General features: G+C 70.1%; 36 protein-coding genes. 9 read left to right on the plus strand and 27 right to left on the minus strand.

Features of this window, described 5'->3' with window-relative positions; all coding sequences use genetic code 11:
- Window positions 1–2: 2 nt before the first annotated feature.
- Window positions 3–224 (minus strand): hypothetical protein, encoded by a 222-nt coding sequence (locus tag AC3WSN_RS24490; RefSeq protein WP_492541523.1) that lies wholly within the window; start codon window positions 222–224, stop codon window positions 3–5.
- A 71-nt stretch (window positions 225–295) separates the two neighbouring features.
- Window positions 296–808: a DUF3016 domain-containing protein gene (locus tag AC3WSN_RS24495; protein WP_492541524.1), complete on the minus strand. Its 513-nt coding sequence runs from the start codon at window positions 806–808 to the stop codon at window positions 296–298.
- Window positions 809–1,035: 227 nt separating this feature from the next.
- Here AC3WSN_RS24495 and AC3WSN_RS24500 point away from each other — a divergent pair, with 227 nt between their 5' ends.
- Window positions 1,036–1,164, plus strand: coding sequence for a hypothetical protein (locus AC3WSN_RS24500; protein ID WP_283214895.1), 129 nt, complete (start codon window positions 1,036–1,038; stop codon window positions 1,162–1,164).
- A 9-nt stretch (window positions 1,165–1,173) separates the two neighbouring features.
- Here the strand turns inward: AC3WSN_RS24500 and AC3WSN_RS24505 are convergent, their stop codons facing one another.
- Window positions 1,174–1,452 carry an adenylosuccinate synthase gene (locus AC3WSN_RS24505; RefSeq protein WP_192709571.1) on the minus strand — a complete coding sequence of 93 codons (279 nt, stop codon included), beginning with the start codon at window positions 1,450–1,452 and terminating at the stop codon, window positions 1,174–1,176.
- 56 nt (window positions 1,453–1,508) lie between these two features.
- Window positions 1,509–1,757 carry a DUF6894 family protein gene (locus AC3WSN_RS24510; protein ID WP_192709570.1) on the minus strand — a complete coding sequence of 83 codons (249 nt, stop codon included), beginning with the start codon at window positions 1,755–1,757 and terminating at the stop codon, window positions 1,509–1,511.
- Window positions 1,758–1,906: 149 nt separating this feature from the next.
- Here AC3WSN_RS24510 and AC3WSN_RS24515 point away from each other — a divergent pair, with 149 nt between their 5' ends.
- Window positions 1,907–2,134, plus strand: a complete 228-nt coding sequence (locus AC3WSN_RS24515) for a hypothetical protein (RefSeq protein ID WP_492541526.1) — start codon at window positions 1,907–1,909, stop codon at window positions 2,132–2,134.
- Window positions 2,135–2,241: 107 nt separating this feature from the next.
- Here AC3WSN_RS24515 and AC3WSN_RS24520 read toward each other — a convergent pair whose 3' ends face one another.
- The 8 genes from AC3WSN_RS24520 to AC3WSN_RS24555 form a co-directional block, all read right to left on the minus strand.
- Window positions 2,242–2,709 (minus strand): Ros/MucR family transcriptional regulator, encoded by a 468-nt coding sequence (locus AC3WSN_RS24520; protein ID WP_492541528.1) that lies wholly within the window; start codon window positions 2,707–2,709, stop codon window positions 2,242–2,244.
- Window positions 2,710–3,438: 729 nt separating this feature from the next.
- On the minus strand, window positions 3,439–4,083 hold the full coding sequence (locus AC3WSN_RS24525) for a hypothetical protein (protein WP_192709567.1): 645 nt from the start codon (window positions 4,081–4,083) through the stop codon (window positions 3,439–3,441).
- A 29-nt stretch (window positions 4,084–4,112) separates the two neighbouring features.
- Window positions 4,113–4,487: a hypothetical protein gene (locus AC3WSN_RS24530; RefSeq protein ID WP_238197353.1), complete on the minus strand. Its 375-nt coding sequence runs from the start codon at window positions 4,485–4,487 to the stop codon at window positions 4,113–4,115.
- A 212-nt stretch (window positions 4,488–4,699) separates the two neighbouring features.
- Window positions 4,700–4,924 carry a hypothetical protein gene (locus tag AC3WSN_RS24535; RefSeq protein ID WP_492541530.1) on the minus strand — a complete coding sequence of 75 codons (225 nt, stop codon included), beginning with the start codon at window positions 4,922–4,924 and terminating at the stop codon, window positions 4,700–4,702.
- A gap of 127 nt (window positions 4,925–5,051) precedes the next feature.
- Window positions 5,052–5,660 carry a PAS domain-containing protein gene (locus AC3WSN_RS24540; RefSeq protein ID WP_492541532.1) on the minus strand — a complete coding sequence of 203 codons (609 nt, stop codon included), beginning with the start codon at window positions 5,658–5,660 and terminating at the stop codon, window positions 5,052–5,054.
- A gap of 154 nt (window positions 5,661–5,814) precedes the next feature.
- The gene (locus AC3WSN_RS24545; RefSeq protein WP_373622193.1) at window positions 5,815–6,267 is read right to left on the minus strand and encodes a DUF1440 domain-containing protein; all 453 of its coding nucleotides are present in this window, start codon (window positions 6,265–6,267) and stop codon (window positions 5,815–5,817) included.
- Window positions 6,268–6,825: 558 nt separating this feature from the next.
- Window positions 6,826–6,975: a hypothetical protein gene (locus AC3WSN_RS24550; protein ID WP_192709563.1), complete on the minus strand. Its 150-nt coding sequence runs from the start codon at window positions 6,973–6,975 to the stop codon at window positions 6,826–6,828.
- A gap of 110 nt (window positions 6,976–7,085) precedes the next feature.
- Entirely contained in the window at window positions 7,086–7,580 is a 495-nt protein-coding gene (locus tag AC3WSN_RS24555) for a GAF domain-containing protein (protein WP_492541535.1), read from the minus strand.
- A gap of 432 nt (window positions 7,581–8,012) precedes the next feature.
- Between AC3WSN_RS24555 and AC3WSN_RS24560 the strand changes: the two genes are divergently transcribed.
- The gene (locus tag AC3WSN_RS24560) at window positions 8,013–8,849 is read left to right on the plus strand and encodes an outer membrane protein (protein WP_373622194.1); all 837 of its coding nucleotides are present in this window, start codon (window positions 8,013–8,015) and stop codon (window positions 8,847–8,849) included.
- A gap of 142 nt (window positions 8,850–8,991) precedes the next feature.
- On the opposite strand, the gene AC3WSN_RS24565 is transcribed toward AC3WSN_RS24560, so the two are convergent.
- The 7 genes from AC3WSN_RS24565 to AC3WSN_RS24595 all read right to left on the minus strand — a co-directional run bounded on the left by AC3WSN_RS24565 (window position 8,992) and on the right by AC3WSN_RS24595 (window position 15,244).
- Window positions 8,992–9,327, minus strand: coding sequence for an HPF/RaiA family ribosome-associated protein (locus AC3WSN_RS24565; protein ID WP_192711378.1), 336 nt, complete (start codon window positions 9,325–9,327; stop codon window positions 8,992–8,994).
- Between the two features lie 82 nt (window positions 9,328–9,409).
- On the minus strand, window positions 9,410–9,823 hold the full coding sequence (locus AC3WSN_RS24570) for a VOC family protein (RefSeq protein WP_492541537.1): 414 nt from the start codon (window positions 9,821–9,823) through the stop codon (window positions 9,410–9,412).
- 25 nt (window positions 9,824–9,848) lie between these two features.
- Complete coding sequence (locus AC3WSN_RS24575; RefSeq protein ID WP_192711376.1) at window positions 9,849–10,028, minus strand: hypothetical protein; 180 nt, start codon at window positions 10,026–10,028, stop codon at window positions 9,849–9,851.
- A gap of 48 nt (window positions 10,029–10,076) precedes the next feature.
- Window positions 10,077–10,838 carry a meso-2,3-butanediol dehydrogenase gene (budC, locus tag AC3WSN_RS24580; protein WP_492541539.1) on the minus strand — a complete coding sequence of 254 codons (762 nt, stop codon included), beginning with the start codon at window positions 10,836–10,838 and terminating at the stop codon, window positions 10,077–10,079.
- An 89-nt stretch (window positions 10,839–10,927) separates the two neighbouring features.
- A complete protein-coding gene (locus tag AC3WSN_RS24585; RefSeq protein WP_238200128.1) occupies window positions 10,928–12,262 on the minus strand; it encodes an MFS transporter in 1,335 nt (444 codons plus the stop codon).
- 442 nt (window positions 12,263–12,704) lie between these two features.
- Window positions 12,705–14,276: an ABC transporter substrate-binding protein gene (locus AC3WSN_RS24590; RefSeq protein WP_192711373.1), complete on the minus strand. Its 1,572-nt coding sequence runs from the start codon at window positions 14,274–14,276 to the stop codon at window positions 12,705–12,707.
- A gap of 107 nt (window positions 14,277–14,383) precedes the next feature.
- Complete coding sequence (locus tag AC3WSN_RS24595; protein WP_492541541.1) at window positions 14,384–15,244, minus strand: sensor histidine kinase; 861 nt, start codon at window positions 15,242–15,244, stop codon at window positions 14,384–14,386.
- Between the two features lie 357 nt (window positions 15,245–15,601).
- On the opposite strand from AC3WSN_RS24595, the gene AC3WSN_RS24600 reads away from it, so the two are divergent.
- Both AC3WSN_RS24600 and AC3WSN_RS24605 read left to right on the plus strand, forming a co-directional pair.
- The gene (locus AC3WSN_RS24600; RefSeq protein WP_492541543.1) at window positions 15,602–15,835 is read left to right on the plus strand and encodes a hypothetical protein; all 234 of its coding nucleotides are present in this window, start codon (window positions 15,602–15,604) and stop codon (window positions 15,833–15,835) included.
- A 183-nt stretch (window positions 15,836–16,018) separates the two neighbouring features.
- The gene (locus AC3WSN_RS24605) at window positions 16,019–16,564 is read left to right on the plus strand and encodes a hypothetical protein (protein WP_492541545.1); all 546 of its coding nucleotides are present in this window, start codon (window positions 16,019–16,021) and stop codon (window positions 16,562–16,564) included.
- 28 nt (window positions 16,565–16,592) lie between these two features.
- On the opposite strand, the gene AC3WSN_RS24610 is transcribed toward AC3WSN_RS24605, so the two are convergent.
- Together AC3WSN_RS24610 and AC3WSN_RS24615 are read right to left on the minus strand one after the other, a co-directional pair.
- A complete protein-coding gene (locus AC3WSN_RS24610; RefSeq protein WP_492541547.1) occupies window positions 16,593–16,865 on the minus strand; it encodes a hypothetical protein in 273 nt (90 codons plus the stop codon).
- A gap of 45 nt (window positions 16,866–16,910) precedes the next feature.
- Window positions 16,911–17,384: a CYTH domain-containing protein gene (locus AC3WSN_RS24615; protein ID WP_492541549.1), complete on the minus strand. Its 474-nt coding sequence runs from the start codon at window positions 17,382–17,384 to the stop codon at window positions 16,911–16,913.
- Between the two features lie 246 nt (window positions 17,385–17,630).
- Here AC3WSN_RS24615 and AC3WSN_RS24620 point away from each other — a divergent pair, with 246 nt between their 5' ends.
- From AC3WSN_RS24620 to AC3WSN_RS24635, 4 genes are all read left to right on the plus strand, one after another.
- Window positions 17,631–18,089 carry an NUDIX hydrolase gene (locus AC3WSN_RS24620; RefSeq protein ID WP_492543238.1) on the plus strand — a complete coding sequence of 153 codons (459 nt, stop codon included), beginning with the start codon at window positions 17,631–17,633 and terminating at the stop codon, window positions 18,087–18,089.
- Complete coding sequence (locus AC3WSN_RS24625; RefSeq protein ID WP_492541551.1) at window positions 18,086–18,310, plus strand: NUDIX hydrolase; 225 nt, start codon at window positions 18,086–18,088, stop codon at window positions 18,308–18,310. The genes AC3WSN_RS24620 and AC3WSN_RS24625 overlap by 4 nt, the downstream gene beginning before the upstream one ends.
- Window positions 18,268–18,480: an NUDIX hydrolase gene (locus tag AC3WSN_RS24630; protein WP_492541553.1), complete on the plus strand. Its 213-nt coding sequence runs from the start codon at window positions 18,268–18,270 to the stop codon at window positions 18,478–18,480. Before AC3WSN_RS24625 ends, AC3WSN_RS24630 begins: the two co-directional genes overlap by 43 nt.
- A 143-nt stretch (window positions 18,481–18,623) precedes the next feature.
- Window positions 18,624–18,821: a hypothetical protein gene (locus tag AC3WSN_RS24635; RefSeq protein WP_091782746.1), complete on the plus strand. Its 198-nt coding sequence runs from the start codon at window positions 18,624–18,626 to the stop codon at window positions 18,819–18,821.
- Between the two features lie 102 nt (window positions 18,822–18,923).
- On the opposite strand, the gene dxs is transcribed toward AC3WSN_RS24635, so the two are convergent.
- From dxs to AC3WSN_RS24665, 6 genes are all read right to left on the minus strand, one after another.
- Window positions 18,924–20,918 (minus strand): 1-deoxy-D-xylulose-5-phosphate synthase, encoded by a 1,995-nt coding sequence (gene dxs, locus AC3WSN_RS24640; RefSeq protein WP_492541555.1) that lies wholly within the window; start codon window positions 20,916–20,918, stop codon window positions 18,924–18,926.
- 43 nt (window positions 20,919–20,961) lie between these two features.
- Window positions 20,962–21,222 (minus strand): exodeoxyribonuclease VII small subunit, encoded by a 261-nt coding sequence (locus tag AC3WSN_RS24645; protein ID WP_192711363.1) that lies wholly within the window; start codon window positions 21,220–21,222, stop codon window positions 20,962–20,964.
- A gap of 199 nt (window positions 21,223–21,421) precedes the next feature.
- A complete protein-coding gene (locus AC3WSN_RS24650) occupies window positions 21,422–21,934 on the minus strand; it encodes a tyrosine phosphatase family protein (RefSeq protein WP_492541557.1) in 513 nt (170 codons plus the stop codon).
- Between the two features lie 51 nt (window positions 21,935–21,985).
- Window positions 21,986–22,546 (minus strand): HD domain-containing protein, encoded by a 561-nt coding sequence (locus tag AC3WSN_RS24655; RefSeq protein WP_492543240.1) that lies wholly within the window; start codon window positions 22,544–22,546, stop codon window positions 21,986–21,988.
- Window positions 22,547–22,587: 41 nt separating this feature from the next.
- Window positions 22,588–23,202: a DNA-3-methyladenine glycosylase I gene (locus tag AC3WSN_RS24660; protein WP_492541559.1), complete on the minus strand. Its 615-nt coding sequence runs from the start codon at window positions 23,200–23,202 to the stop codon at window positions 22,588–22,590.
- Window positions 23,203–23,250: 48 nt separating this feature from the next.
- Window positions 23,251–24,693 (minus strand): polysaccharide biosynthesis C-terminal domain-containing protein, encoded by a 1,443-nt coding sequence (locus AC3WSN_RS24665; RefSeq protein WP_192711360.1) that lies wholly within the window; start codon window positions 24,691–24,693, stop codon window positions 23,251–23,253.
- Window positions 24,694–24,737: the final 44 nt, after the last annotated feature.

Consider the following 24,737-nt stretch of genomic DNA (forward strand, 5'->3'; position numbering starts at 1 on the left):
GCTCAGGCACCGCGATAGCCCGTCCCGCCGTTGCCCGCCGGGCTCTCGTGCTGGGGCTCCGCGTAAGCCTTGTTGTCGAAGGCACCCATGTCGCCGGGCTCGGACTGGCCCGGGGAGCGGGGCCCCTGCGGTCGCTTTGCTATGGGCTCCGGCGGATAGGGGCGGGCACCCGCCGGGTCCTCGGTCAGCACGTCGCGGGCCGGTCTCGGGTCGGACTCGCTCATCGAAGGGCTCCTGATCACGCCGCGTCGCTCAGGAGAAGGAGCGGTGGCCGGCCCGGTTCCCCGCGGGTGGCCTACCCGCGGTTGGCCGTCTCCGGGAAGCGTCGGGCGAACCAGTCACGCAGGATCTGGCGCTCGTAATACAGGCCGCCGGTCGAGAAACGCGGGTTCGACGTCAGCAGGAAGTTGATGTCGGTGACCGTGTCCTCGCCCTGCGCCACGATGCGGCCGCCGCGGCGCAGGGCGTAGGCGAGACGGATCCGCGGCGGCGTGGCGTCGGTCACGACCCGGACGCCCGTCGGCGTCGAGAAGCCCGGACGGTCAAAACCGGCGAGGTCGATATCGAGGACGGTGATGTCGAGGCGTTCCCCCGGCCGGAGCCGGGCGGCGCCGAGATCCTGGAAGATCCGGGTCAGCTCGGCCAGGGTGACCCGGAGCGGCTGCCCGGAGGCGAAGCGGTTCTCGGCGTCGGTGAAGCGCTTGGGTGCCGCGTAGCGCACCTGCACCTCCGCGCGGGCCGGCCCGGCCGCCAGCAGTGCCGCCATGAGGGCCAAGCCGGCCCAGCCGCCGGCGATGCGCGTGCGCATGTCGCGTGTCCTCTCGCGCGTGTCCTCTGTGGCCGCCGCTCGGGCGTCCGGGATCGCAGGGACCCGCTCTCTGGGTAACAGGTCGCGCCGGCCATCGTTTCCGCGTCCCGCTCCGTCGGGGACCTGCGACCGAATAAACCCGACCCCGTTCATAGTCTCGCCGTGTTCCGGGCGCCTCGTGGCGTCACCAGCCCCGCGGGGCTGCCCAGTTCTGGGAGAACGACCGCATGCTGAACTCTGTCCTCGCGCTCCTCACGGTCATCGCGGTGCTGGTGGTCACGGCGCTGTTCAAGCTGCCGCTCCTGCCGTTCCGCCTCGCCGGCCGCCTGCTGCGCCATCGCCCGGCGGCCGCCTGAGCGTGCCGGTCATTCCGCCGCGTCGATGGTGAACGCCATCCCGCGGCCCGGCCCCTGGTCGGAATAATCCACGAGCGCCAAGCCGCGCTCGGCCAGCGTCGCCGCGACGGTGTCCCGCTCCTTGCGCACCATCTGGCCGACCGCGAGCGGCGTCAGCCGGGGGCTCGCGCGCCGCAGCTGATCGACCCCGATGCTCGCCGGCAGGCCTTCGCCCTCGGCGATCCGGGCGAGCGCGAGGCCCAGATCCTTCGCCTTCGTTTCCGCGGCGGATTTCGGCTTGAACGCCATGCTGTCTCCTTACCTCCTCGGCGCGCCGGCCCGACCTGGAGCCGGCAGTCTCTCCGTCACGCGGCCCTCGCGTCGACGTTCACGTCGGGGAAAGCCCTGATCCAGACGCGGCGACCCCGCGCGTCGTAGACCTCGACCTGCCAGGCCGACCAGTCGAACCGCTCGACCACTCGCTCCATAAGGGCGAGCGCCACGCGCTCGGCATGGACCCGCATCCCCGCCGCGTTCGGCAACCGGCTGCCCCTCAGGTCGGTCACCAGCTCGTGGCCGTCCGTGCAGTGGAAGCGGTAAAGCCGCATCGGCATTGACGTTTCCTCGACCAATCCACAGCGCTCCACAGCGATCCGAGAACCCAGCGCCGCAGCGGTTGAACCGACCCGGCCGTTGCGCTTTGTTCATGAAATGTTCTATTCGGATTCGAGCCGCGATGCACGCAGATCCTGATGAAGCGCCTGTGGAGATTAGTCTCAGGGAGGCCGAAAGGATCGCCCTGGCCTATCATCGGGCCGCCCGGGGCGATGCATGGCACGCCCTGGTGACGGCCGTCGCGGACGCGCTCGTGGATCTCGCCGAGGCGGAGCGGTGCATCGCCCGGCAAGGGCAGCTGATCTCGCACGGCTATGCACGGGGCCGGACGGGTGCGTCCGAGGCCGCGGGGCCGTCGCGACCGGAACGGCCGTAGCGTAGGAGCCGGGCCGTTCCGCGTGGCGAATCCGGAGCGCCGTTCTGCGGCGGCGCCGGCGCGGGTGCTTTCAAGACCCGCGCCGGGTGACATGTCAGCGAGACCGTTCAGGCGGTCCGGCGGCCCTTGCGCTCGCGCTCGGCCATGGCGCCGGGCTGTCCGAGGCCGATCGCCTTGGCCAGGGCGGAGCGCTGCTCGGCGTAGCTCGGGGCGACCATCGGGTAGTCGGCCGGCAGGCCGTAGCGATCGCGGTAGCTGCGCGGGTCGAGGCCGTGGCTGGTCAGGTGACGCTTGAGCGTCTTGTAGGTCTTGCCGTCGATGAAGCTGACGATCCCGTCGGGGCGGACCGACTTGCGGATCTGGGCGGCGCTCGGCTTCTCGACATCGGCCTGCACGGCCGCGCCGGTGTCGGCGGTCAGCGTGCCGGAGACGAGGCCGGCGATCGCGCCGTGCACGCGCGTGATCAGGGCCGGCAGCTCGGCAACCGGCACGGGATTGTTCGACACATAGGCGGCAACAAGCTCAGCAGTGATAACGGCTAAGGTGTCGGTCGTCTCGTCGGGCGTCTCGTTCATAAGATCTCTTTCGATCCACGTTGGGTCTTCTTGTTGTTTGAGGCGGGCAAAGGTTTAGATGAGGTAAATTTTGAAGTAAGACCTTGCGAATATCGTGCAATTTTGCGCGTTATGCTGCGCGCCAGGCGGGCCTGCATCCGGGGCAGAGTATCTGACGTCGTCCCATCATCGTTGCGTCGCTGCGGCGACGGCCGGTATCGGGCTCGACACCGGGGTCAATGAACCTGCCCGGGCCGGACGGGGCGCCGGTCCGCGCTCCCATGCGGGAGGGATCTCGCAGAGAGCCGGGTGAGGGATCAGATCTGTCCGGACGAGGTGCAATCCGGGTCACGCTTCGAGGGAAGCGTTGGATCCTGAAGTGTCACGTTCCTCACCCCAACCCTCTCTCGCATGGGAGAGGGAGTACGTCGTCGCTGTCTCGGCCGGCGACGCCCATCTTCTGGACCGATCGCGTTGCACCCGGCAGCAGACCCCTCTGGGACGGCTGTCCAACCCCTTCGCCTCATCCCGGGGTGACCGCGTCAGCGGGCGTCGAAGGAGGCTTCAGGGATCGCGCGGCCCGCCGGAGGGCTGCTTCGAGGCGGCTCACGCTGCACCTCAAGATGAGGGGGATAGGATCCCCTGGTACTAGGTGGCCGTCGTGTCCTGTGCCGCAACGCGATCGAGGGCGGCTCCGGGCCGGGCTGCCGCGCGCCGGGATCGGACCCGGCGCGCCGCAGCGCACGGCGGTCAGAGGTCCGTGGTTGCGGGATAGGCCCGGACCCGGCCCTGGGTCGCCGCCGAGCCGGTGGCGCCGGTGCCGGGGTTCGGGGCCGTCCAGCCCTCCGCGCGCCACGCGCTCGCCTTCTCGTCGAGATCGACCGGGCCGTGCCGCTCTAGGATCTCCGTCACGGCCGATGCCGGGACCGCCCGGGCCTCGGCGATCCGGACCGTGACGAGCGTCCCGCCCCGCCGCACGCCTTCGCCATAGGCATGCGCATCCGTCTCGCTCACGCCGGCGCCGGTGAGCGCGCCGGCAAGGCCGCCCGCCGCCGCACCGATCCCGGCGCCCGTCAGGGTGGCGACGAGCCAGCCGGCGGCCACCACCGGTCCGACCCCGGGGATTGCGATCAGGCCGAGACCCGCAAGAAGGCCGGCGGCGCCGCCCACGACGGTGCCGAGGGTCGCGCCGGCGCCGGTGCCGTCCTTGGCCCTGTCGGCCGTCTCGGCGGTTCCGTGCCCGCCGCCCGTGAGGCGGCCGGCATGGCGATCCCCCTCGTTGTTGCTGACAAGACTGACATCGCCGTGCGGGATGCCGACGCCTTCGAGTTCGCCGACGGCGGCGCTGGCGTCCTCATAGCGATCGTAGAGAGCCGTGATGGTTTGTTGGGCCATGATCAATCTCCTGTCGGGTTCCGAGGGGCTCACTGCGCCGACACGTTGCCCTTGAAATCGAGGCCGACCTGCACCGACTGGCCGCCATGCGTGGCGGTGCCGCGCCAGATGCCGTCGGCATCCTTCTTGAGGTCCTTCGCGTCGGTGTAGCCGGCCTTCGCGAGCCGCGAGCGCGCTTCGCCCTCGGTGAAGCTGTTGGCGCCCTTCTCCAGCTTGACGGTGCCGGCGGTGCCGGTCCCGCCGGGCGTCATCTTGTCGGTGTTCGGCCGCGTCACGCTCTCCTGGCCGCCGGATTGCTGGCTCGTCTTGGCGTCGGGCGCGGCGGGCGTCCCCGTGACCGTAGTCTGGGCGACGGCGCTCGATCCGAGCAGGGTCGCGAGGACGAGGGCGAGGGGTATACGCATGATGGACTCCGTCGACGGTTTCACGGTGACCAATTCGACGGATGGGCGATACGTTCCAGAAAGAGCAGATCCGGTCCGCAGGCGATTATCGCCGCGCTCGCCGAAACTCTCCATTCTTGTGGCGCAGAGATAGATCTTCCCCTGGTCTTGGATCGATCTCACGTCGACCCGCTGGCCGGTGCAGAAGGACCCGAGGGCGACGCCAGGTCGCCTCAACCAGCGCCGTAGCCGCCCTTCCGATTGTCGGGCTGAACGGCCGGTGGTCGGGTGTCGTAACCGCCGCTCTCCGGCGCGTCGTCGGATGCCGGCTCCACGGGGCCCGGCGCGTGCGGCCCGCTGCCTCCGGCCGCAGGATCGACCTGCTTCGCCTGACCGGCCGGCCGCCCCGGCGGGACCGATCCGAGCGCTTCGCGTGCGGCATCGACATCCTGTCCCATGCGATGACTCTCCTGATCCGCCCGTCCGTGTGACAGGCCAAGGCGGCTGGCGGGCGCATGTTCCCGGAGAGACGGCATTCCGGCGGGCTCCGGGCGATCGGAGGCTGCGGCCGCCGCGCGAGGGCGGTCAGTGCAGGCCGCTCTCCCGGGCGATGGCGCGCCCGAGGCACATCAGCAGGCGGTCGACCGCGGCGTGGATCTCGGCCGCCGCGTCGTCGTCGAGCGTGCGCTTGAGGGCGATGGCCAAGTCGGCGGCCCGGCTCAAGGAGTCGAGCGGTGCCGCCTCGCCGCCGACGACGGGGCGCTCGCCGCCCTCGCGCAGCTCGGTGATGTCGATGATGATGCCGCCTGCGCGGACCGGATGCCCGAACGGGTCCTGGAACGCGCGCCCGCGGCTCAGCAGCCAGCGCACCGCTCCGTCCCGCGCGACGACGCGGTACTCGGCCAGGACCAGGCCTCCGGCCTGCACGGCCTGCTGGACATGGTCGAGGAGCCACGGATGATCGTCCGGATGCACCGCCGCAATCGCCTGGAGGCTGCCGATCCTCGTGTCGGCCAGGGAGGCGTCGCCGGTCAGCAGCCGCGCCGCGCCGGCATCGTACATCATGGTCCCGCCGACGATGTCCCATTCCCAGGTTCCGACCACACAGGACGCGTCCAGTGCGGCGCGCAGCCTGTCGAGCGGCTCGCTGAAGCCGTCGATCGCGTTGATCGGCGCTCCCGATCCCTCCCCCATTTGCCAGTCCTACCCCACGATCTCAGGATGATCTGGCGCATGGAGATGCCATTTCATCCGGACCGCGCGGAAAATTCACGTTCCGGTGAGGGGGGATAGGCCGCCGACGGGTGCGCTCACGACGGGCAGCGCAACCCTCGGGCGGGACCAACGATCAACGCGCCTCGCGTGTGCAGAGCATCGCGCGCCGCACGATCTCGATGGTCCACGCCCAGAGCAGGTGGCCGAGCACCTCCGAGAACGTCTCGTGGGTCGAGATGTCCCAGATCTGCGGCGCCCAGCCGCCGAGGGGCAGCAGGAAGGCGTGGAACAGGACGGTGACGATCAGCCCGAAGGCCAGTCCCTGCCACAGGGTGACGAGCGGGATCGGGATGGCCAGCAGGCAGTAGAGCAGGCCGAAGATGACCGAGAAGCCCTGATGCACCAGGGCGACGCCGTAATTGATGACGTGGCCCGTGAAGACATAGGTCATGTCCTCGGCGTTCAGGCCGAGCGCTTTGAGGATGGCGAAGGGTGGCGAGATGCGGCCCGCCTCGCGTGGCGGGAACGGGATCTCGGAGCCCCATTTGACGAAGCTCGACAAGTTCCCGCCCACGAAGCCTGCCATGGCAGCTGTCTTGAAGTCATGCCGCGGCTTCGTGGCCGCCTGAACATCCGTGATCGATCCCATCTTCAGAGACCCATTGTTTTTGCCCCGATCAAGACGTGATCCGCTGTCGGGCCGCAGCTCCCAGTTTTCGCAAGATCTGGGAATAGGCGGCTGGCCCGGTCGATTCGTCCTCGGCCCGCCCTGCTATCAGCAAAAAATCTTCAATCTCAAGACAGGGCTGTGGTCTTGTGAGAGATGCGGTGCGTAGATAAATGATTTTCGCCCGTAGTATTTTAAATGAATGTCAGTTGCGAAACCGATATAGGAAATAATTACGGGGATTAGATGGATGTTAAGCTTTCATAAAGCATCAATAATCGTTGAACATCGTTGCAGCGGCTCATGCGCCTCGGCTCGGCACTCCGAAGGCGGCAGACGCACGGCGCCGCCTCGGCGCCGATGGGGACCGGCGAATGCGGCGTGAGACGGGAGGGTGGGCGCCCGGTCCCGCAACGGCCCAATCCGAACCGGGCGCGAGCCGCCGCGCGCCCGCTCAGGGCCGCGCGCCGCAGGACTCTACTTCCGTTGGCTCGTGGGATTCGGGGTCGCGGACGTATCAGGCGACACCGCCGGGTTCACGGGCGTGACCTTCGACCAAGTGGCCGCGATCGCCACGATGGCGGCCAGCAGGGCGACGAAAATTCCGATGAGGACGAGGCGCTTCATGACAGGGCTTGGGGCTTCCGTACGGGCCCGGCCACGCCGGGGAACGGCCGGGGAACCGCCGGGGCCGATGATCGATCCCTGCCGCAGCCCGAATCCGACCGGTCCGGAACTCACCGGTGCAGGGCGCGCATCCGAGCCAGTGCCGCCGCGGCTTGGGCGGCCAGGGTTTCAAGGCGGCAGATGGTGGCGTCGTCGGGGATGACCGAGGCGCACCAATAGGCCCCGAGCGCCGCAACCGGCTCGGGAAACCCGATTGGCACGATCACGAGGCTGCGCATCGACGTGGTGCGGTAGGCGGCAATCGGAACCCGGGCGTCGAGCTCGATGTCCGGCACGATGACCGTCTCGCCGTTGAGGATCGCCCACCCCGACACACATTCCGTCACCGGGAACCGGCGTCCGCGCCAGAGCGGCTCGATGGCATCCTCGGCCGCATAGACCACGCTCTCGCCCTCGCGCAGCACCACGGCGATCCCGTCGGAGCCGACGACCGCCCGCGCGGATGCCCGAAGGGCGGCCACGACCTCATCCAGGGATTGTGCTGTTTCGAGTTGGGCGGCGGCGAGCGCTAAGCCCGAAGCGGGCCGGAAATGCGTCTCAGCCATCCCGTAGATCTAGCGGGGTTGGGGCGCTCCGTCCACGCAAGGGCAAAGACATGTAGCGCCCCTGCCGACATACGGGCCACTCGGCACGCGGGCGCGGGCTCACCGGGTAGCCTTGTGATGGCGCCGATGACAACCTGCGATAGGATTTCCTCCGGGCGCGCCCCGCCCCGGCCAGCATCTGTGTGCCGCGGCCAGAGGAGCGGCTGTCGACCCTATGTAATTTGTCTGACGCTCGGCTCTCCGCAGCAGACGTATCAGAATAGTTCCCGACCGATCGATCACCGGTCGGTGATGATGTGTTTTATCGCACTTTCCTGCTGATCCGTTTCGAACGGTACCGGAGCGGTGTTGCAGCGATGCACTATCGCCAAGGCTCATCCTGACGTCCTGTCGCGCCGCACACATCCCGCCCAACGGGAGACAGAGGACCAGATGATCAAGAAGCTTCTTCTCGCGAGCGCCGCCACGGCTCTCCTGACCGGCGCCGCCTCGGCCGCCGACCTGCCGCGCCGCGCTGCTCCGCCGCCGGTGTTCACCCCCGTCCCGGTGTTCACCTGGACCGGCGCCTACTTCGGTATCAACGCCGGCTACGCCTTCGACGCCAGCAGCCGCTCCAACAGCTCGGTGTTCGGCGTCCCCGCCCCCTACGCCGCCCTCGGCACCACCGCCACCTTCCGTGACCGCAGCCAGGACGGCTTCTCGGGCGGCGCGCAGGTCGGCTACAACTACCAGTTCACCCCGGGCTCGGGCGTGGTCGTCGGCATCGAGGCCGACGCTCAGTACCTCGACTTCGGCCGCAACCGGAACAACGCCTTCATCTCCGGCGCCGTCGCCCCGGGCTACTACGTGACCGACCCGCGCGGCCTGTCGAGCCTCGACTACTTCGGCACCGTGCGCGGCCGCCTCGGCTACGCCTTCGACCGCACCCTCGTGTACGGCACCGGCGGCTTCGCCTACGGCTCGGGCAGCGCCGACCGCTCGTTCGGCGGCTACGCCGGCAACGACAGCTTCCGCACCGGCTACGCGGTCGGCGGCGGCGTCGAGTTCGCCCTGCCCACCGAGTCGTTCCTGAACTTCTTCCGCTCGTCCGCCGTGACGTTCAAGATCGAAGGTCTGTACGTGAACCTGGAGCGCGGCAACCGCAACCAGGGCGCCCTGGTCGTCAACGCCGCCAACCTGGTCCCGGCCTATTACAGCCCGATCGGTCGCCGCGACGACGAGTTCGCCGTCGTCCGCGCCGGCCTGAACTACAAGTTCGGCTCGTACTAAGAGCCTGCAAAGGCCCGGGACGCGGTTCCGCATCCCGGGCCGGGTAGCGCTCGCCAGCACCGCACGATCGCGCGAGGCTGTCTCCGAAAGGGGGCGGCCTCGTTCGCGTTGGGGAGCGGGGTCAGCTCGCGCGGAGCTTGCCCTAGGCGGTAATGATCCTGTCCGGCTGGTGGGCGCGATCCTCGCGCTGCAGACGCTTCGTGCGTCGCAGCTGCTTCTCGACCTTGTTCAGGGCTGCACGGAATGCCCGCGGCACGCTCTCCCCCAAGGCCTCGGCGCTCATCATGCCCTGGCCGCTCATCTGCATGTTCACCGAGCAGCGGAAATCGCCGCCCTCCCGCGCCACGTGGACGGAGGCCGTGACGAGATTGCCGAGATACTTGTTGGCGGCATCCTGGATGCGCCGCTGCGCTTGATCGCGAAAGCTCGCGCCGAGTTCGAGATGCGCGCTGCCGACCGTAATCGTCCCGTTGATCATGGATGTCTCCCGTGCAGGGACAACCGGGGAGGGGAGCCGGGGTTCTGTCCCGGGGGGAGGCAGCCCGCCTTTTGAGCGGGTCTCAATAGCCCTTCCACAGGCCGGGCGTGGCAAGCTCCAGCAGGTGCGCATCCGGATCGCGGAAGTAGAGGCTGGTCCCGCCTCGCGGCCAATGGGTGCGGCCCTCGACGGCGATGCCGGCGGCCGCCAGACGGCCCTCCCAGGCGGAGAGGGCATCGGCGTCGATCGAGAAGGCGATGTGCGCCGGCCCCCGCCCGTCATGGGGCGGAATAGCCCCGCCCGGGGTCGGGATCGGCTGGAGGGACCCGCCTTCCGGGAAGAGCAGCAGGACGCCGCGGCCGCCGACGTCGAAGGCGCGCATCCGTGCATCGGTGTGGATGCAGGTCAGGCCGAGGATGTCGCGGTAGAACGCGTCCGCGCGCGCGAGATCCGCGACGTAGAGGGCCGTCTCGAGGACCGCGTTGAGCTTCGGCATGGAACCCCCATCCCGGTCGGACGGCTCACGGGCCGCCGGCAAGCGCGCCCGCGACGACCATGATCAGCGCGTCGATATCGATCCGCCCGTCGATCCGCGCGTAGCCCGGCTCGGACAGGTCCACCTTCGGCGCGGGATCCTCCGCCTCCGCTTGGCGCTGCAGCTCCGCCACGATGGCGTCGCGCACGGTGTCGTTCAGGTCCATGATGCTCTCCCGCTCTCGGTGCCGCGCGTCCGTCCGCGATCCCGGCGCTCAGGCCTGCTTCGGCTGCCCGTTCGAGGCGGTCAGGCCGCCGTCGACCGGCAGGTTCACGCCCGTGACGTAGCGGGCGGCGTCGCTGGCCAGGAAGGCGATCACGTCGGCCACCTCCTCCGGCTCCGCGCCGCGCCCGAGCGGGATGCGCTCGGCGAAGCGGCGCATCAGCTCCTGATCGCGCTTGATCTCCTGCGTCAGTCCCGTGAAGGTCAGCCCGGGATTGACCGCGTTGACCCGGACTCCCTGCGCGCCGAGTTCCAGCGCCAGGGAGCGCGTGAAGTTCGACACCGCGCCCTTGGCGGCGTTGTAGAAGCTCATGTTCCAGTCGCCGCCGAGGCCCGAGACCGACGAGACGTTGACGATGTTGCCGCCGGCCTGAACCAGGTGCGGAAGCGCGGCCCGGGTACAGAAGAACACGCCGTCGACATCGACCGCCATGACCGTGCGCCAATCCTGCACGGAGGCTTCGAGGATCGGGCCGGTGGGCACGACGCCGGCATTGTTGACGAGCACGTCGAGACGGCCGAACCGGTCGATCGCCGCGGCGATGAGCGCCTCGGCGTCCGCCTGCTCCGAGACGTCGCCCGTCTGAAGCACGACCCGGCCGGGGTCGAAGCCGGCCGCGACGGCCTCGAGCGGGCCCCGCGTGCGGTCGTTCAGGACGACCTGCGCGCCCGCGCCCCCGAACCGCTTCGCCGTGGCGGCCCCGATCCCGGATCCGGCGCCCGTCACGATCACCACTTTGCCGTCGAACTGCATGCCGATGCCTGGAGCCCCGCGTGTCCGGCCGTTCCACAGGGCTAACCGCCCGGTTCCGGAACCGGTTCACCCCGGGCTCGCGGGCCCGCTCAGGCGGTCGACGGCCGGCGCGCGTTCGGGTCCGCCTGCGGCGCGCGACCGGGCACGAGCGACAGGGCGGCCGAGAGCAGGGCGAACACCACCAGGGGGATGAGGCTCAGGGTGAAGCTGCCGGTCCCGTCCTTGATCGCGCCGATCAGGTAGGGGCCGAGAAAGCCGCCGAGGTTTCCGACCGCGTTGATCGCGGCGATGCTCGCGGCCGCCGTCGCGGGCGGCATCTGCTCGGTCGCCAGTGCCCAGAACGGACCTTTGAGCATGTAGACACCCACCGCCGCCACCGTCAGCGCCGCGACGACCGGGCCGAGCCCCGTCAGCACCGTGCCGCCCGCCAGGCCCAGGGCCAGGACCAGGAAGGACAGCGCGAGGTGCCAGCGCCGCTCGGCCGTCCGGTCGCTGTGCCGGCCCCAGAGGATCATGGCGACCGAGGCGAAGCCGTACGGGATGCTGTTCAGCAGGCCGGTCTCGAAATTGCCGAGGCCGAAGCTCTTCACGATCTGCGGCGTCCAGAACGAGAGGCCGTAGCTGCTCGCCGTCGAGCCGAAATAGATCGCGGCGAACAGCAAGAGCCGCCGGTCGCTCAGGATCTCCCGCAGCGGCGGCTTCGCCGACTGGCCGCGCCGGGTGTTGCGCGCCGCCTCGGCCTGGAGCTGCCGCTGCAGCCAGTCGCGCTCATCCGCCGGCAGCCACGCCGCGTCCCGCGGTCCGTCCGGCAGCAGCCACAGGACCGCGACGGCCAGGAGCACCGCCGGCAGGCCCTCGAGGATGAACAGCCACTGCCAGCCCGCGAGCCCGAGCCCCGTCACGTTGAGCAGCGCACCGGAGATCGGCGAGCCGAGGAACGACGAGATCGGGATCGAGATCATGAAGACCCCGATGATCCGCGCCCGGTAGGCGGAGGGGAACCAGTAGGTCAGGTAGAGGATCACGCCGGGGAAGAAGCCGGCCTCGGCGAGCCCCAGCAGGAAGCGCAGGCCGATGAACGACCAGGGCCCCTGCACGAGGGCCATGGCGGCGGAGATCAATCCCCAGGTCGCCATGATCCGGGCGATCCAGAGCCGCGCACCGAAGCGCTCCAGCATCAGGTTGCTGGGGATCTCCATCAGGAAGTAGCCGAGGAAGAAGATCCCGGCGCCCCAGCCGAACACGGTGGCCGACAGGCCGACATCGTGGTTCATCTGGATCGCCGCGAAGCCGACGTTCACCCGGTCGAGGAAGGACACGAAGTAGGCGAGGATCAGGAACGGCACGAGGCGCCAGCCGATCCTGCGCATCGCCGAGCGTTCCAGCGCGGTGTCGTCCGGGGAGCCTGTCACCAAGCCTGTCATCGGGCGTGTCCTCGTCGCGTCATGGAATCCGCGCGGCGTCGAGGGCGTCGATGCACCGCCGCGACGGCGGTGAGACGGACGTCTCGGGCTTCCTCGCGGGCCGGTCATCTCTGGCGGTGACCTGTGCCGACCCTGCTTAACCCGTTCGCGACACGGCTGGGAAGCGCTCCCGGGGCTTCAACGGAGCGGATCTGTTGATCGTGACGGCGTCTTCGTATGGCAGGATACCGGTGAAGACCGCCGAACCGGCGATACAGCAGGCTCTTGCAGGAGGGCTGCGGAGGTTCTGCAGGGGCGCCGGTCGCCGGTCCTGCGCGATCCCGATCGCGGGAACGCGACCCTCGCCGCGTTCGGGTCTGCGGGACAAGGCCGCGCCCGCGCCCGGAGCCGCTGATCCCGCGCCCCCGGCCCGACGCCTTGGAAGGGGGTCGGCCCCTCCGCCTCAGCCCTTCCTGACGTTCCAGAACACCGGCACGCCGTCGAGCACCCCCGTCAGGGACGGCTTGTACGAGGTCTGGTTGAAGTACTGCCCGAGCGGCAGGTAGGGCAGGTCGGTGAAGGCCTGCTGCTGGAGCTCGCCCGCGAGCGTCTTGCGCGCGGCGGTGTCGGGGGCGTCGAGCCATCGATCCCGCAGCGCCTCGATCGCCGCGCTGGTCGGCCAGCCGATCGCCGCGCTCTGTCCCGTTCCCCGCAGGAAGGCGCTAACCGCCGGGTTGGCCTGATCGAGCCCCGCCCAGAAGGTGCAGAACGCGCTCCACCCGCCCTGGGCGACCGGATCCTTCTTGGCGCGCCGCTGCACCACCGAGCCCCAATCCATGACTTGGTAGTCGACGTTGAAGCCCGCGCGGGTCAGCATGTCGGCCGCCACGTCGGCGAGCGCCTTCAGGCTCGGGAAGTCGGAGGCGCCCATCAGCACCACCTTCTCGCCCTTGTAGCCCGCCGCCGCGAGCGCCTTCTTGGCCGCCTCGTAGTCGCGCTTGCCCGTGAGCGCCCCGAGGCCGACATCGCTCGCCATCGGCAGGCCGGGGCAGAAGAAGCCGGTCGGCACGTGGATCAGCTTGGGGTCGGTGCCGGTCACGGCCTGCATGAAGTCGGTCTGGTCGACGACCTTCAGCAGCACCTGCCGGATCGCCGGATTGTCGAAGGGCGGCTGAAGCTGGTTCATCCGCAGGCAGCCGATCAGGCCGGTCGGGTCGGTGATCCGCGTCGTCAGGTTGCCGAGCGTCGGCACGAGGTCGGCCGGGGGCTGCTCCCACCAATCCATCTCGCCCGTCTGCATGGCCGAGGCGGCGGTCGCCTGATCGGGGATGATGGTCCATTCGACCCGGTCGACGAAGGCCCGCTTGGGACCGGACGTCCATTGCGGCTCGCCGCCCTCGCGGGGGACGTAGCCGGCAAAGCGCTCATAGACGACGCGGGCGCCGACCACGCGCTCGTCCGCCTTGAAGCGGAACGGGCCGCTGCCGACCATCTCGGTCACCTGGGTGAACGGGTCGGTCTTGGCGAGGCGTTCCGGCATGATCGCGCAGATCGACGAGCCGACCTTGCCGAGCGCGTCCGGCAGGAGCGCGAAGGGCTTCTTCAGGCGGAATTGGATCGTCCGGTCGTCGGGGGCCGAGAGTTCGTCCGTGTAGGCCATGAGCGTCTGGCCCATCGCGTCGCGCTTGCCCCAGCGGGCAATGCTCGCCACGCAGTCGCGGGCGAGCACCGGGCTGCCGTCGTGGAAGGTCAGCCCGGGCCGCAGGGTGAGGCGCCACAGCGTGCCGTCATTCTCCACCGTGTGGCCGGCGACCATCTGCGGCTGTGCGGCATAGCCGGCATCGGTGCCGTAGAGGGTGTCGAACACCGCGAGCCCGTGATTGCGGGTCACATAGGCGGTCGTCCAGATCGGATCGAGCACCGTCAGGTCGGCCTGCGGGATAAACTTGAGCGTCCGGGAGGCCGTGCCCTGCGCCAGCGCCGGGGCCGCGAGCGCGGCGCCCGTGAGGGCCACGAAAGATCGTCTGTTCAGCATGCCAGCCCGTCCGTCCGGTTTGTCCCGCCGGATGGTAGCACGCACCGGGCCAAGGAGCGCCAGGGTAGGGAACGCCAGGGCTGTGTCCGAGCCCAGTTAAGCCCGCCTCACGTCTCCCGCAGGCGCTGGATCACGGCTTTCATCGTGCAGGTGACGCCGTCCGGCGCGAAGCGGAGCAGCACGTCGCCCCCGAGCGTGTCGGTCAGGGTTCGCTCGATCAGCCGGGATCCGAAGCCGCGTCGTTCGGGGGGCGTCACCGGCGGGCCGCCATGCTCGCTCCAGCACAGGTGAAGCGTTCGCCCCGCCTCGCCCCGGGCCGTGTGCCACACGATCCGCACGCGCCCCGTCTCGCAGGAGAGGGCGCCATACTTCGTGGCGTTGGTCGCCAGCTCGTGCAGGGCCATCGACAGGGCCACCGTCTGGCGCGGGCCCAGGCGCACGGCCGGTCCCGTCACGGCGAACCGCGCTGCGGCATCGGTCCCGGCATGGGTGGCCAAGGCCATATCGACGGTGCGCCGGACCGACGTGCCGAGCCAGCGCTCCTCGACGAGAACCCGATGAGCCTGCCCCAGCGCCACGACCCGCGCCAGCAGGGCGGCCCGGCCGGCGGCGAGACTCGGCGGATCCCGCAGCGTCTGGCTGATCATGGCCTGCACCAGGGTCAGGGAGTTCTTCAGGCGATGCGAGAGCTCGCGCATCATGGAGGTCTGATGCTCGCAGCGCATCCGCAGACGGGCCGCTGCCTGCTCGGAGGCCTGGAGACGCGCCCGCAGGACCTGAACCTCCCACTCCAGGCTTCGCTCCCGGCTGGCATCCGCCTGCGCCCGGCTCTCCGCCACCTCCTGGACCCGCGCGGCGTCGATGTCCGCCATCAGCGCGAAGGCCCGCTCGGCCCGCTCGCCGGCCTCTTCAAGGCAGCGCCGCAGATACGCAGTTTCGGCGGTGGATTCCGGACGCCGCCCCGACATCGTGGACACCTATCGACACGCCCCGGCCCTCGATCGGCAAGCGCGACCATAGGCGATGTCGTGCGGCGGGCCGCTAACGTCCGTTAACGCGCGCGTTTTTCGAGCGTGGGTTGCGGCCGGTTCGATGCCGCGCGCCGACCCGCCGGCCGGCATCGAACCGGCCGCCAGTGGCGCACGACTGGCTTGAGCCTCTTAACCGTTTAAAAAGATCGAAGATAACAAGCTTTCGTCAATATAAGGACTTTATTGTAGGTCATCAGACCGCGGTCGCCGCGCCGAGCTGCCGGATTCCGGCCCTCGCGCGGTGTTGCCGCCCTCAAGGTCCGAGGGCGGGCGGGGCTTTCCAGGATCGTCGTCATGAACTTCACCGTCTCCGCACGCCTGTCCGCGCGCCGGTTCGCCTACCATCACGCCTCGGTCCTGACCGCCCTGGATCAGGGCATGAGCCTGATCGCGGCCGGCATGGCCGACGTGACGATCACGGACGGCAGTGGCCGGGCCCGGACGCCAGCGGCTGTGTACCGGTCGCTGTTCGAGCCCCACCGCGCTGCGCCGGTAACGGTCGCGACGACCCAGGCGCAGGCCGCCTGATCAGGCCGAAATCCGGCGAAGTTCCAACGTTCCGGCGCTCGGATGCCGCGAGACCCGGTCTCAATACCGAAGAAATCTATCGCGTCCGGGTTCGTCTTTCTGGACATCTCCGGAGATCAGGCTTAGCCTGTGGGCGTTCGTGCCGCTGATGTTTCGGCCGGATGCTTCCAAGGATCGTTCTACATGAAGCGCCGCAGCGCGCGACCATTTATGGTCGAAGTCAAGCACACCCGTACCGCACGCACATCGCTGACCTCGTCTCATCCAGCCACGCGCTCGGCCAAGAGCCTGTGGCCGGAACTGGCCGAGGCCGAGACGAAGCCGACTCAGCCGGACCTTCAGGTTGCAATGGCCGCCCGGCAGGAGGAGCGCCCTGCACAGGCACCGGCCCGGCGCGTTCTTCCGAGCCTGGTCCCGATGTTCGAGATCTCGGCCGAGCCGGAGGTCGCCCCCGCAGTCGAGTCAGAACCGGTCGCGACGCCGCGGGTGCGCCGTCCGCGGGCCCGCGTCGAGCAGACCCCCGCGGCAAAGCCCGCGGCCAAGCCTCGCCGGGCCGCCCCTCGGCCCGAGCCCTCTGCCGCTCCCGAGGTGGTCGAAGCCTCCGCCCGCGCGATCCCGGCCCAGCCCGGTCAGGCTCCGTCGCCGCGACCCGTTCCCTCCTGGCGCCGGGGGACCGAGCTGCGGCTCGGCGAGCGCTGGAAGCGCCGCCTGCCGCAATATTGTCGCTGATCCGTCGCCTGACCGACCTCCGGCGCGGTCAGGCGAAGAACGGTCTGAAGTTCTCGATCCAGCCGCGCAGCCAGGCCTCGCAGCCCCGCTGGGCGCCCTCGGCATCCTGGCCATGGCCCCAGATGTCGTCGGCGAGCGGGCTCCACCACGTCCAGAACCGGCTCGATCCGTCGTACTCGCAGATTCCGACCTGCACTGCGCCGACCCGCCCGACGAAGCGCGGAAGCGGCACGCCGGTCGTCACATCCTGCGTCCAGGTGATCAGGCTCTTGGTGGGTCCGTTGGTCGGGCTGTCGTGCATACCGTTAGAACGGCGCCGCGACCCGTGCGTTCACGCGCCGCGCTCTCACGCCGCCAGCTGCTCGGGGAGGGCGCCCGCGGCCAGCCGGGAATTGCGGTAGCGCGGGTCCGCCGTGACCTCGCGCTCGACCCACGGGGGCAGCGCCACGGGCTGGTCCTCCCGATCGAGCTCGATCTCGGCCAGGATCAGACCGGCGAGGTCGCCGCCGAACACGTCGACATCCCAGACGGCGCCGGCATGCTTGACCCGGTAGCGCGTCTTTTCCAGCCGCCGACCGGCCGGCAGGCGGGCCAGAAGCTCCGCGCCGGCCTCCGGCGCGATCGGAAACTCGATCTCGTCGCGGCTGATTCCACGCCGGGGGCTTTTCCAGGTGACCAGCATGTGCGCGCCGGCTTGGCGGATGCGGATCGTGTCGGTGCCGTCGGCGACGAGATAGCCCTGAACGAGGGGCGTCCCCGATTGACACAAGGTCAGAACCGACGGGCTCGCAATGAACTTGCGCTCGATCTCGACCGGCATGCCGCGACTCGCTGGTGTTCGACGCCGAAAGCTTTCGCCGACGCGGCGGTGCGAGGCAAGCGCGCCGGTCGACCCTGGGCCCAGCGTTACAGGCATGGCGCACCGACACTTTAGCCAGGATGCAATGCCCACATCTTCAACTATGTAAAAGCGGGAGGAGACTTTCGATTGCAGGATCGCGCGCAGAAGAACCGTTCCCTCTCGTTGCCGAGGTCAGCACTGAAGACGGTATCCAAGCGTCCCAGCCTGAAGAAGCTGCTGCGGAAGGCGCATGCCAAGCCGCTCAAGCAGGTCGCGGCCTTGCCGTTCCGCGTGGGTGCGGACGGCCGGATCGAGGTTCTCCTGATCACCTCGCGCGACACGGGGCGGTGGATCATCCCGAAGGGCTGGCCGATGCTGGGCCGCAAGGCGCATCGGGCGGCCGAGCGGGAGGCGTTCGAGGAGGCCGGCCTGAAGGGCCGGATCGCGGCCAGTCCGGTCGGATGGTATCGCTACGAGAAGCGCCTCGAGGACGGCCTCGCGCTCCCCTGCAAGGTGCGCGTGTATCCCCTGCGGGTCGAGATGCAGCACGAGCGCTGGCCGGAGCGGGATCAGCGGACGTTGCAATGGTTCGCGCCGGAGGAAGCGGCGCGCCTTGTCGACGAGGACGAGCTCCAGCGGCTGCTGGCGGGCTTCGCGGCGGGGCCGCACGACCGCCGCGCGTGAGCGCCTACGACGACATGCCCACCGTCGTGGTGGTTCTCGTCCCGGTGGAGGGCGGTCTGCTCATGATCCGCCGCGGCTTGGCCGACGGTTACGGCCAACTCGCCCTGCCCGGCGGCTACCAGATGCGCGGCGAGAGCTGGCAGGAGGCGGGCGCACGGGAAGTGCTGAGGAGACCGGATTGCAGATCGCGGCCGAGCCGCTACGCCTCCTCTCGGTGGTGACCACGCCGGATCGGCGGCAGAACCTGCTGTTCTGCGAGAGCCAGCCTTCCCGGTTCGCGGATCGGGGCGAGCCCGACGGCGAGGTTCTCGGGGTTCTGGTTGTCGACGCACCCGTCCAGACGGCCTTCCCGACCCACGATGCCATGGTGGCAGCGTTCTTCGCGCGCTGATCCGCGCCGATCGGACCGCCTAGCCCGGGGAACCGGCCGGGCGCCCCGCCGTTGATGGGATAGATTGGATCATTTCTAAGTTCCAACCCCGTTTGTTCCAGGTCGCAGCGGCCCTGCGCCGCCGATCCCACAGGAGCCTGACCATGAACGCGAAGTGCGAGACCTGCCGGTTCTTCGACGAGCACAAGGGCAACGGCGCCGTCGCGCAGAACGATGCCGGCCTGTGCCGCTTCAATCCGCCCGTCAGCCAGCCCGCACCCGAATCCAAGGGGCTCTGGCCGGTGGTCGCCGCACAGGATTGGTGCGGCCACTACACCCCCGAGATGACGGCGGCCGAGTAGGGCCGCTCCCCGACCAAGCAAAAGGGCCAGCCGTCAGGCTGGCCCTTCTCGTTTGGCCGCAGCGCTGGATGGGCCGGCCACCGCGGAACAGGAAGTCCGGGCTCAGCGCGGCCGACGGCGCACGCTCACCACGTTGCTGGCCGGCTCCGCCTTGCCGGCGGCCTCCGGCAGGGTGTCGAGGGCGGTTTTGACGATGGTGGCGGCGTCCAGGCCGGCCTCGGCGTACATCTTCTCCGGGCTGTCGTGGTCCTGGTAGCTGTCCGGCAGCGTCATCGTCCGCACCCGGACCCGCCCGGCATCCAGAGCCCCCCGCTCCGCCAGGAGATGCAGCACCATCGCGCCGAACCCGCCCCGCGAGCCCTCCTCGATCGTGATCAGAACCTCGTGGTCCCGCGCAAGCTCCAGGATCAGCGCCTCGTCCAGCGGCTTGGCAAAGCGCGCATCCGCCACCGTCACCGCCACGCCCTGCTCGGACAGCGTGTCGGCCGCCTTCAGCGCCTCCGACAGACGCGTGCCCAGGCTCAGGATCGCCACACGCGCCTCCGCGTCCCGGCGCACCACCCGGCCCTTGCCGATCGCCAGAGCCTCGCCCCGCTCCGGAAGCTCGACACCGACACCCTCGCCGCGCGGGTAGCGCAGCGCGATCGGGCCCGCGTCATGGGCGTGGGCGGTCGCCACCATGTGCACCAGCTCGGCCTCGTCGGACGCCGCCATCACGGTCATGTTCGGCAGGCAGCACAGATACGCCAGGTCGAACGCGCCTGCATGCGTCGCCCCGTCCGCGCCGACCAGGCCCGCCCGGTCCATGCAGAACCGCACGGCTAAGTTCTGCAGCGCCACGTCGTGCACGACCTGATCGTAGGCCCGCTGCAGGAAGGTCGAGTAGATCGCCACGAACGGCCGGTAGCCCTCGGTGGCCAGCCCGCCCGCGAACGTCACCGCGTGCTGCTCGGCGATGCCGACGTCGAAGGTCTTGTCCGGATGCGCCTTGCCGAACAGGTCGATGCCGGTGCCCCCCGGCATCGCGGCGGTGATCGCCACCACCTTGTCGTCGGCGTCGGCCGCCTTGATCAGGCTCTCGCCGAACACCCGCGTGTAGGCCGGCGCGTTCGGCTTGGCCTTGGCCTGCACCCCTGAGACCACGTCGAACTTGACCACGCCGTGGTAGCGGTCGGCGCTGGCCTCGGCGGGCGCGTAGCCCTTGCCCTTGCGGGTGACCACGTGCAGCAGGATCGGGCCGTGCTCGGCGTCGCGGACGTTCTTGAGCACCGGCAGCAGGTGGTCGAGGTTGTGCCCGTCGACGGGGCCGACGTAGTGGAAGCCCATCTCCTCGAACATGGTGCCGCCGCCCACCACCAGCGAGCGGGCGTATTCCTCGGCCGCGGCTGCGCGCTGGTAGAGGGCCTTCGGCAGGAGCTTGCCGAGCTGCTTGGCGGTCTCGCGCAGGGACTGGTAGGCGCCGCCCGAGGCGAGCCTGGCGAGGTAGGCCGACATGGCGCCCACAGGCGGCGCGATCGACATGTCGTTGTCGTTGAGGATGACGATCAGGCGCGAGTGCAGGGCGCCGGCGTTGTTGAGCGCCTCGTAGGCCATGCCGGCCGACATCGAGCCGTCGCCGATCACCGCGATGGCGTTGCGGCGCTTCTGCGCGCCGCCCGTCTGCTTGGCGGTGGCGTTGTCGAGGTCGCGGGCGACCGCCATGCCCAGAGCGGCCGAGATCGAGGTCGAGGAGTGGGCGGCGCCGAAGGGGTCGTAGACGCTCTCAGAGCGCTTGGTGAAGCCCGACAGGCCGCCGCCCTGGCGCAGCGTGCGGATGCGGTCGCGGCGCTCGGTGAGGATCTTGTGCGGGTAGCACTGGTGGCCGACGTCCCAGACGATGCGGTCGTCGGGGGTGTCGAACACGTGGTGCAGGGCGACGGTGAGTTCGACGACGCCGAGCCCCGAGCCGAGATGGCCGCCGGTGATCGACACCGCGTCGATCATCTCGGCGCGCACCGCGTCCGCCACCGCCTGCAGCTCCGATTCCGGAAGCCCGCGCAACGCTGCAGGATGCGGGATTCGGTCGAGAAGCGCGCTCTGCTCGGGGGAAATTGCCACGGCATCAACCTCTAACGGATGGGATCGGTTTGATCGCCGAGCCTCAGGACATATCGAGCGGGGCGACGCCCTCGGGCCGCCCGTCGGCGCCGAGGGTGATCCGCTGGATCCGCGCCTCGGCCCGCTTCAGCAGCGCCTCGCAATGCTTCTTCAGCACCTCGCCGCGCTCGTAGATCGCCACCGACTCGTCGAGCGGGACGTCGCCGCGCTCGAGCCGGCGCACGATTTCCTCGAGCTGTTCCAGCGCCTTCTCGAAGGGCAGGTCGCCGGCAGCGGGGGCCACCTCGGGTCTGCTCGCACTCATCCCAGATACTTCCTTTGGAGGGTTTCTACGGCGCCAGCCCCCGTCGCCACAACCCAGGGCACAGGTTTGGCGGCCGGCTCCGCACCGTTTTGGAAGCGTGCGGCGGCGTTTGCGCCACACTCGGGACGGGCGTGAGACCGCCGCCGTACGATCGCGGACAGGCCGCGGCGGCCGTGACGGGACCCGTTCGGAAGGGCGGTCACGCGAGCGTCAGACAGAACGGCGTGCCCTCGAACGCGTCGGCGCCGCGGCCGATCCGCGCGATGGCCGCGACCATGCGCCCGTCGCGGCCGAGCATCCGGTCGGCGATGGCGACGAACAGCGGATTGGGCGTCGCCGACGGGGAGGCGGCCCGCAGGGCGTCGGCGATCGCCGCCTCGTCGCGCTCGGGCGCCAGGGCGCAGGCCGCAATGAAGGCCGCGGCGGTGGAGCGGCTGATCCCGGCATAGCAGTGGATCACCAGCGGCTTCTCCCGTGGCCAGGCCCGGACGAAGTCGAGAACCCGCGCCACGTGCTCTTCTGCCGGCAGAACGTGTCCGTCGCGCGCCGCCGCGATGTCGCTGACGCCGATGACGGCGTGGTTCTCGGTGTCGATCACGGCGGGACGCTCCAGCGGCGTGCCGACATTGATCAGCGTGAGCACGTGACTGGCGCCGGTCGCCGCGACGGTCTCGGGCAGGCGTGAGAGAGGGCAGACGTGGAGGCTCGGCATGGTGGCCGCGCCAGTGGCGTGCGATCGTGACGGATCGAGGGCGGCCGCGTGTCAGCTTGAGCGGAGAGCGTCGAAGCGCGCGCGGAATCGTGTCTCGGCTTCGGCGGTCGGCCAGGGCTCTGCGAGCGCCAGCACCCGGTCCGGCAGGTCCGCGGCAGGTCCGAAATAGCGCTCGGCCTCCTCCGGCGTGAAGCCGGCGAGGCGGATCGCCTCGAGATGGGCGGCGATCCGGTCGGCCTGCTTCACCAGGCGGGCGAGCGCCGGCGCCGGGGCCGGGAGGCCGAAGCGGCCGCGGATGGCGTCCAGCAGCCGCAGCTCGACGCCGCGATAGGCATCCCCGATTGCGGCCTTCAACGGCGAGATGATGTCCCCGACCACGTATTCCGGCGCGTCGTGCAGCAGCAGCTCCAGGCCGTCCGGGTCGGTGCAGGCCGGGGCGACATGTCGGCCCACCGCCTCGACCAGCAGGCTGTGCTGGGCCACCGAAAAGACATGCGGCCCTCGGGTCTGGCCGTTCCAGCGGGCGACCCGGGCGAGGCCGTGGGCGATGTCGGCGATCTCGATGTCGCGGGACGCGGGATCGAGGAGATCGAGGCGCCGGCCGGAGAGCATCCGCTGCCACGCGCGCGGGGCCGGGTCGGGCGCAGATCCGCTCATCGCGCCTGCCCCAGGCGGGCGCAGGGCCCGTGCCGGTGGCAGCCGACGAGGTGGTCGTTGACCATGCCGACCGCCTGCATGAAGGCGTGCACGATGGTCGGCCCGCAGAACGAGAAGCCCTCGGCCTTAAGGGCCTTGCCGATCGCGCGGGAGACCGGGGTCTCGGTGGCGATCTCGGCGCGGCTCCGGGCCGTGCCCTGGAGCGGCTGCCCGTCCACGAAATCCCACAGGAAGTGCGCGAAGCCGGGGCCGCGCTCCTCAATCCGCAGCCAGGCCTTGGCGCCCGCGATGGTGCCCTGGATCTTGGCGCGGTTGCGGATGATGTGGGTGTCGCCCATCAGCCGCGCCACGTCGTCGTCCGTGAAGCGGGCGATCCGCTCCGGATCGAAGCCCGCGAAGGCGTCGCGAAACCCCTCGCGGCGGCGCAGGATGGTGATCCAGGACAGGCCGGCCTGGAAGCCGTCGAGGATCAGCTTCTCGTAGAGGGCCCGGCCGTCGCGCTCGGGCACGCCCCACTCGGTGTCGTGATAGGCGACGTAGAGCGGATCGAGGCCAGCCCACCAGCAGCGGGGGCAGCCGTCGGGGTGATCGATCAGGCCGGTCTCGGACATGCGCCCGGTTTAGCGAGAACAGGAGCGGAACGCCATGGCGGTCCGCACCTACTCCGCGGCGACCGTCCGCGCCGGGCTGAAGCGGGCAAGGACCTGCCGCCGCAGGCCCGCGATGTCGAAGATCCAGACTAGGGCGCCGTAGGCGGCGACCCCGGCCGGGACCAGGACCGCCAGTGCGGTGGCGGGCGGGAGATGGCGGAACGGGGCGAGGGCGAGCCCCATCGCCGCGCAGGCGAGCGTCGCGACCCCGATCTCCCCCCACGGCAGGACGATGCGCTCCGGACCCGTGAGCGCGCGCCAGCCGAGCCACAGCCCGGCGGCGGCGAGGCCCGCGGTTTGCGCCAGCGCAACCCCGATCCCGCCCATCCGATCTGGCAGGATCAGCAGGCCGGCGCCGTTGACCGCGAGCCCGACCAGCGCGGCGGCGATCACCGGGAGCGTCCGGCGGCGGATCTGGAAGACTGGGTTGAGGGCGTAGAACATCATCGACAGGCAGAACAGGCCGGGCAACAGCGCGACGCTGTAGGTCTCGAACGGCCCGCGATAGGCGTCCGGTACCACCAGCCCCTGGAGCGCCGGCAGCACCGCCCAGAACCCGACCGCGCAGGGCGCCAGCAGCGCGAAGACGGTGCCGGCATTCTCCGCCACCTGCGCCTCGGCGGCCGCGCGTCCGCGCTCCTCCTCGGCCTGGACGGCGAGCTGGAACAGCAGCAGGTCGAGGGCGGTGCCGAGCGTCGTCAGCGAGCGGGACGTCACGTCGGCCGCAAGGGCGAAATAGCCGGCCTCCGCGAAGCCGGCATGGCCCGCGATGGCGCCGCGGTTCACGAAGGCGAGGCACTGATAGGCGGTGTTGGCCGCGATGAGCGGCAGGCCGTAGCGGGCGAAGACCCGCCAGGTGTCGGACAGGCGCGGCCGCTCGAACGGGGTGCGCGGGTCCCGCAGAGGATGGCGCAGGACGAACACCGCCGCGAGCTGGCTCAGGCCCGCCGCCGCCAGAACCCAGGCCGGCTGGACGAGCCACCACGCGGCCGCCGCCATCATGGCAAACGACAGGACGTTTTTCACCGCGACGAGGCCGAGATAGAGCCGCCCGTCGAACCGCGCTCGGGCGAGCGCCGCGTGATAGTCGAACACGCCGATGCCGAGGGCCGCCATCCCGGTGCCGCACAGGACCGCCTCGCGCCCGTCCGCGCCGCCGGCGAAGCCGAAGGCGCCGCACAGGGCGGCGGCGGCGAGCAGCAGCAGGCCGAGGCGCAGATAGGCCCGGTCGAGCCCGTGGCGGATCCAGGGTTCGTCCAGCCGCACGCGCCCCGAGTAGAATCGCGTCGCAGAGAGGCGCAGCCACTCGAACAGGACCGTGTTCAGCACGATGGCGCCGGTGGTCGCCAGCGCGAACCGGCCGAAATCGGCCGGCCCCAGAAGCTTGGCGATCAGCAGCCCGAGGACGAAGTTCAGCCCCGCATTGATGATGAAGGCGGCGATCACGGCCATGGACGACGTCTCATGAGCGGCGGTGTTTCTCTCGGGCAATCCGC

Source organism: Methylobacterium sp. FW102-HT35C08 (assembly GCF_058790235.1).

Excerpts from the sequence above, each read along its gene's own strand:
- AC3WSN_RS24545 (WP_373622193.1), bottom strand. The coding sequence starts at position 6,267 with ATGGCAGGCTTCGTGGGCGGGAACTTGTCGAGCTTCGTCAAATGGGGC.
- AC3WSN_RS24550 (WP_192709563.1), bottom strand. The coding sequence starts at position 6,975 with ATGAAGCGCCTCGTCCTCATCGGAATTTTCGTCGCCCTGCTGGCCGCC.
- budC (WP_492541539.1), bottom strand. The coding sequence starts at position 10,838 with ATGCAGTTCGACGGCAAAGTGGTGATCGTGACGGGCGCCGGATCCGGG.
- AC3WSN_RS24555 (WP_492541535.1), bottom strand. The coding sequence starts at position 7,580 with ATGGCTGAGACGCATTTCCGGCCCGCTTCGGGCTTAGCGCTCGCCGCC.
- AC3WSN_RS24595 (WP_492541541.1), bottom strand. The coding sequence starts at position 15,244 with ATGTCGGGGCGGCGTCCGGAATCCACCGCCGAAACTGCGTATCTGCGG.
- AC3WSN_RS24635 (WP_091782746.1), top strand. The coding sequence starts at position 18,624 with ATGAACGCGAAGTGCGAGACCTGCCGGTTCTTCGACGAGCACAAGGGC.
- AC3WSN_RS24610 (WP_492541547.1), bottom strand. The coding sequence starts at position 16,865 with ATGCACGACAGCCCGACCAACGGACCCACCAAGAGCCTGATCACCTGG.
- AC3WSN_RS24655 (WP_492543240.1), bottom strand. The coding sequence starts at position 22,546 with ATGCTCTCCGGCCGGCGCCTCGATCTCCTCGATCCCGCGTCCCGCGAC.
- AC3WSN_RS24575 (WP_192711376.1), bottom strand. The coding sequence starts at position 10,028 with ATGGACCTGAACGACACCGTGCGCGACGCCATCGTGGCGGAGCTGCAG.
- AC3WSN_RS24560 (WP_373622194.1), top strand. The coding sequence starts at position 8,013 with ATGATCAAGAAGCTTCTTCTCGCGAGCGCCGCCACGGCTCTCCTGACC.
- AC3WSN_RS24530 (WP_238197353.1), bottom strand. The coding sequence starts at position 4,487 with ATGCGTATACCCCTCGCCCTCGTCCTCGCGACCCTGCTCGGATCGAGC.
- AC3WSN_RS24535 (WP_492541530.1), bottom strand. The coding sequence starts at position 4,924 with ATGGGACAGGATGTCGATGCCGCACGCGAAGCGCTCGGATCGGTCCCG.
- AC3WSN_RS24645 (WP_192711363.1), bottom strand. The coding sequence starts at position 21,222 with ATGAGTGCGAGCAGACCCGAGGTGGCCCCCGCTGCCGGCGACCTGCCC.
- AC3WSN_RS24495 (WP_492541524.1), bottom strand. The coding sequence starts at position 808 with ATGCGCACGCGCATCGCCGGCGGCTGGGCCGGCTTGGCCCTCATGGCG.
- AC3WSN_RS24570 (WP_492541537.1), bottom strand. The coding sequence starts at position 9,823 with ATGCCGAAGCTCAACGCGGTCCTCGAGACGGCCCTCTACGTCGCGGAT.
- AC3WSN_RS24665 (WP_192711360.1), bottom strand. The coding sequence starts at position 24,693 with ATGGCCGTGATCGCCGCCTTCATCATCAATGCGGGGCTGAACTTCGTC.
- AC3WSN_RS24520 (WP_492541528.1), bottom strand. The coding sequence starts at position 2,709 with ATGAACGAGACGCCCGACGAGACGACCGACACCTTAGCCGTTATCACT.
- AC3WSN_RS24525 (WP_192709567.1), bottom strand. The coding sequence starts at position 4,083 with ATGGCCCAACAAACCATCACGGCTCTCTACGATCGCTATGAGGACGCC.
- AC3WSN_RS24605 (WP_492541545.1), top strand. The coding sequence starts at position 16,019 with ATGAAGCGCCGCAGCGCGCGACCATTTATGGTCGAAGTCAAGCACACC.
- AC3WSN_RS24490 (WP_492541523.1), bottom strand. The coding sequence starts at position 224 with ATGAGCGAGTCCGACCCGAGACCGGCCCGCGACGTGCTGACCGAGGAC.
- AC3WSN_RS24600 (WP_492541543.1), top strand. The coding sequence starts at position 15,602 with ATGAACTTCACCGTCTCCGCACGCCTGTCCGCGCGCCGGTTCGCCTAC.
- AC3WSN_RS24660 (WP_492541559.1), bottom strand. The coding sequence starts at position 23,202 with ATGTCCGAGACCGGCCTGATCGATCACCCCGACGGCTGCCCCCGCTGC.
- AC3WSN_RS24540 (WP_492541532.1), bottom strand. The coding sequence starts at position 5,660 with ATGGGGGAGGGATCGGGAGCGCCGATCAACGCGATCGACGGCTTCAGC.
- AC3WSN_RS24500 (WP_283214895.1), top strand. The coding sequence starts at position 1,036 with ATGCTGAACTCTGTCCTCGCGCTCCTCACGGTCATCGCGGTGCTGGTG.
- AC3WSN_RS24505 (WP_192709571.1), bottom strand. The coding sequence starts at position 1,452 with ATGGCGTTCAAGCCGAAATCCGCCGCGGAAACGAAGGCGAAGGATCTG.
- AC3WSN_RS24565 (WP_192711378.1), bottom strand. The coding sequence starts at position 9,327 with ATGATCAACGGGACGATTACGGTCGGCAGCGCGCATCTCGAACTCGGC.
- AC3WSN_RS24650 (WP_492541557.1), bottom strand. The coding sequence starts at position 21,934 with ATGCCGAGCCTCCACGTCTGCCCTCTCTCACGCCTGCCCGAGACCGTC.
- AC3WSN_RS24590 (WP_192711373.1), bottom strand. The coding sequence starts at position 14,276 with ATGCTGAACAGACGATCTTTCGTGGCCCTCACGGGCGCCGCGCTCGCG.
- AC3WSN_RS24510 (WP_192709570.1), bottom strand. The coding sequence starts at position 1,757 with ATGCCGATGCGGCTTTACCGCTTCCACTGCACGGACGGCCACGAGCTG.
- AC3WSN_RS24615 (WP_492541549.1), bottom strand. The coding sequence starts at position 17,384 with ATGCCGGTCGAGATCGAGCGCAAGTTCATTGCGAGCCCGTCGGTTCTG.
- AC3WSN_RS24585 (WP_238200128.1), bottom strand. The coding sequence starts at position 12,262 with ATGACAGGCTTGGTGACAGGCTCCCCGGACGACACCGCGCTGGAACGC.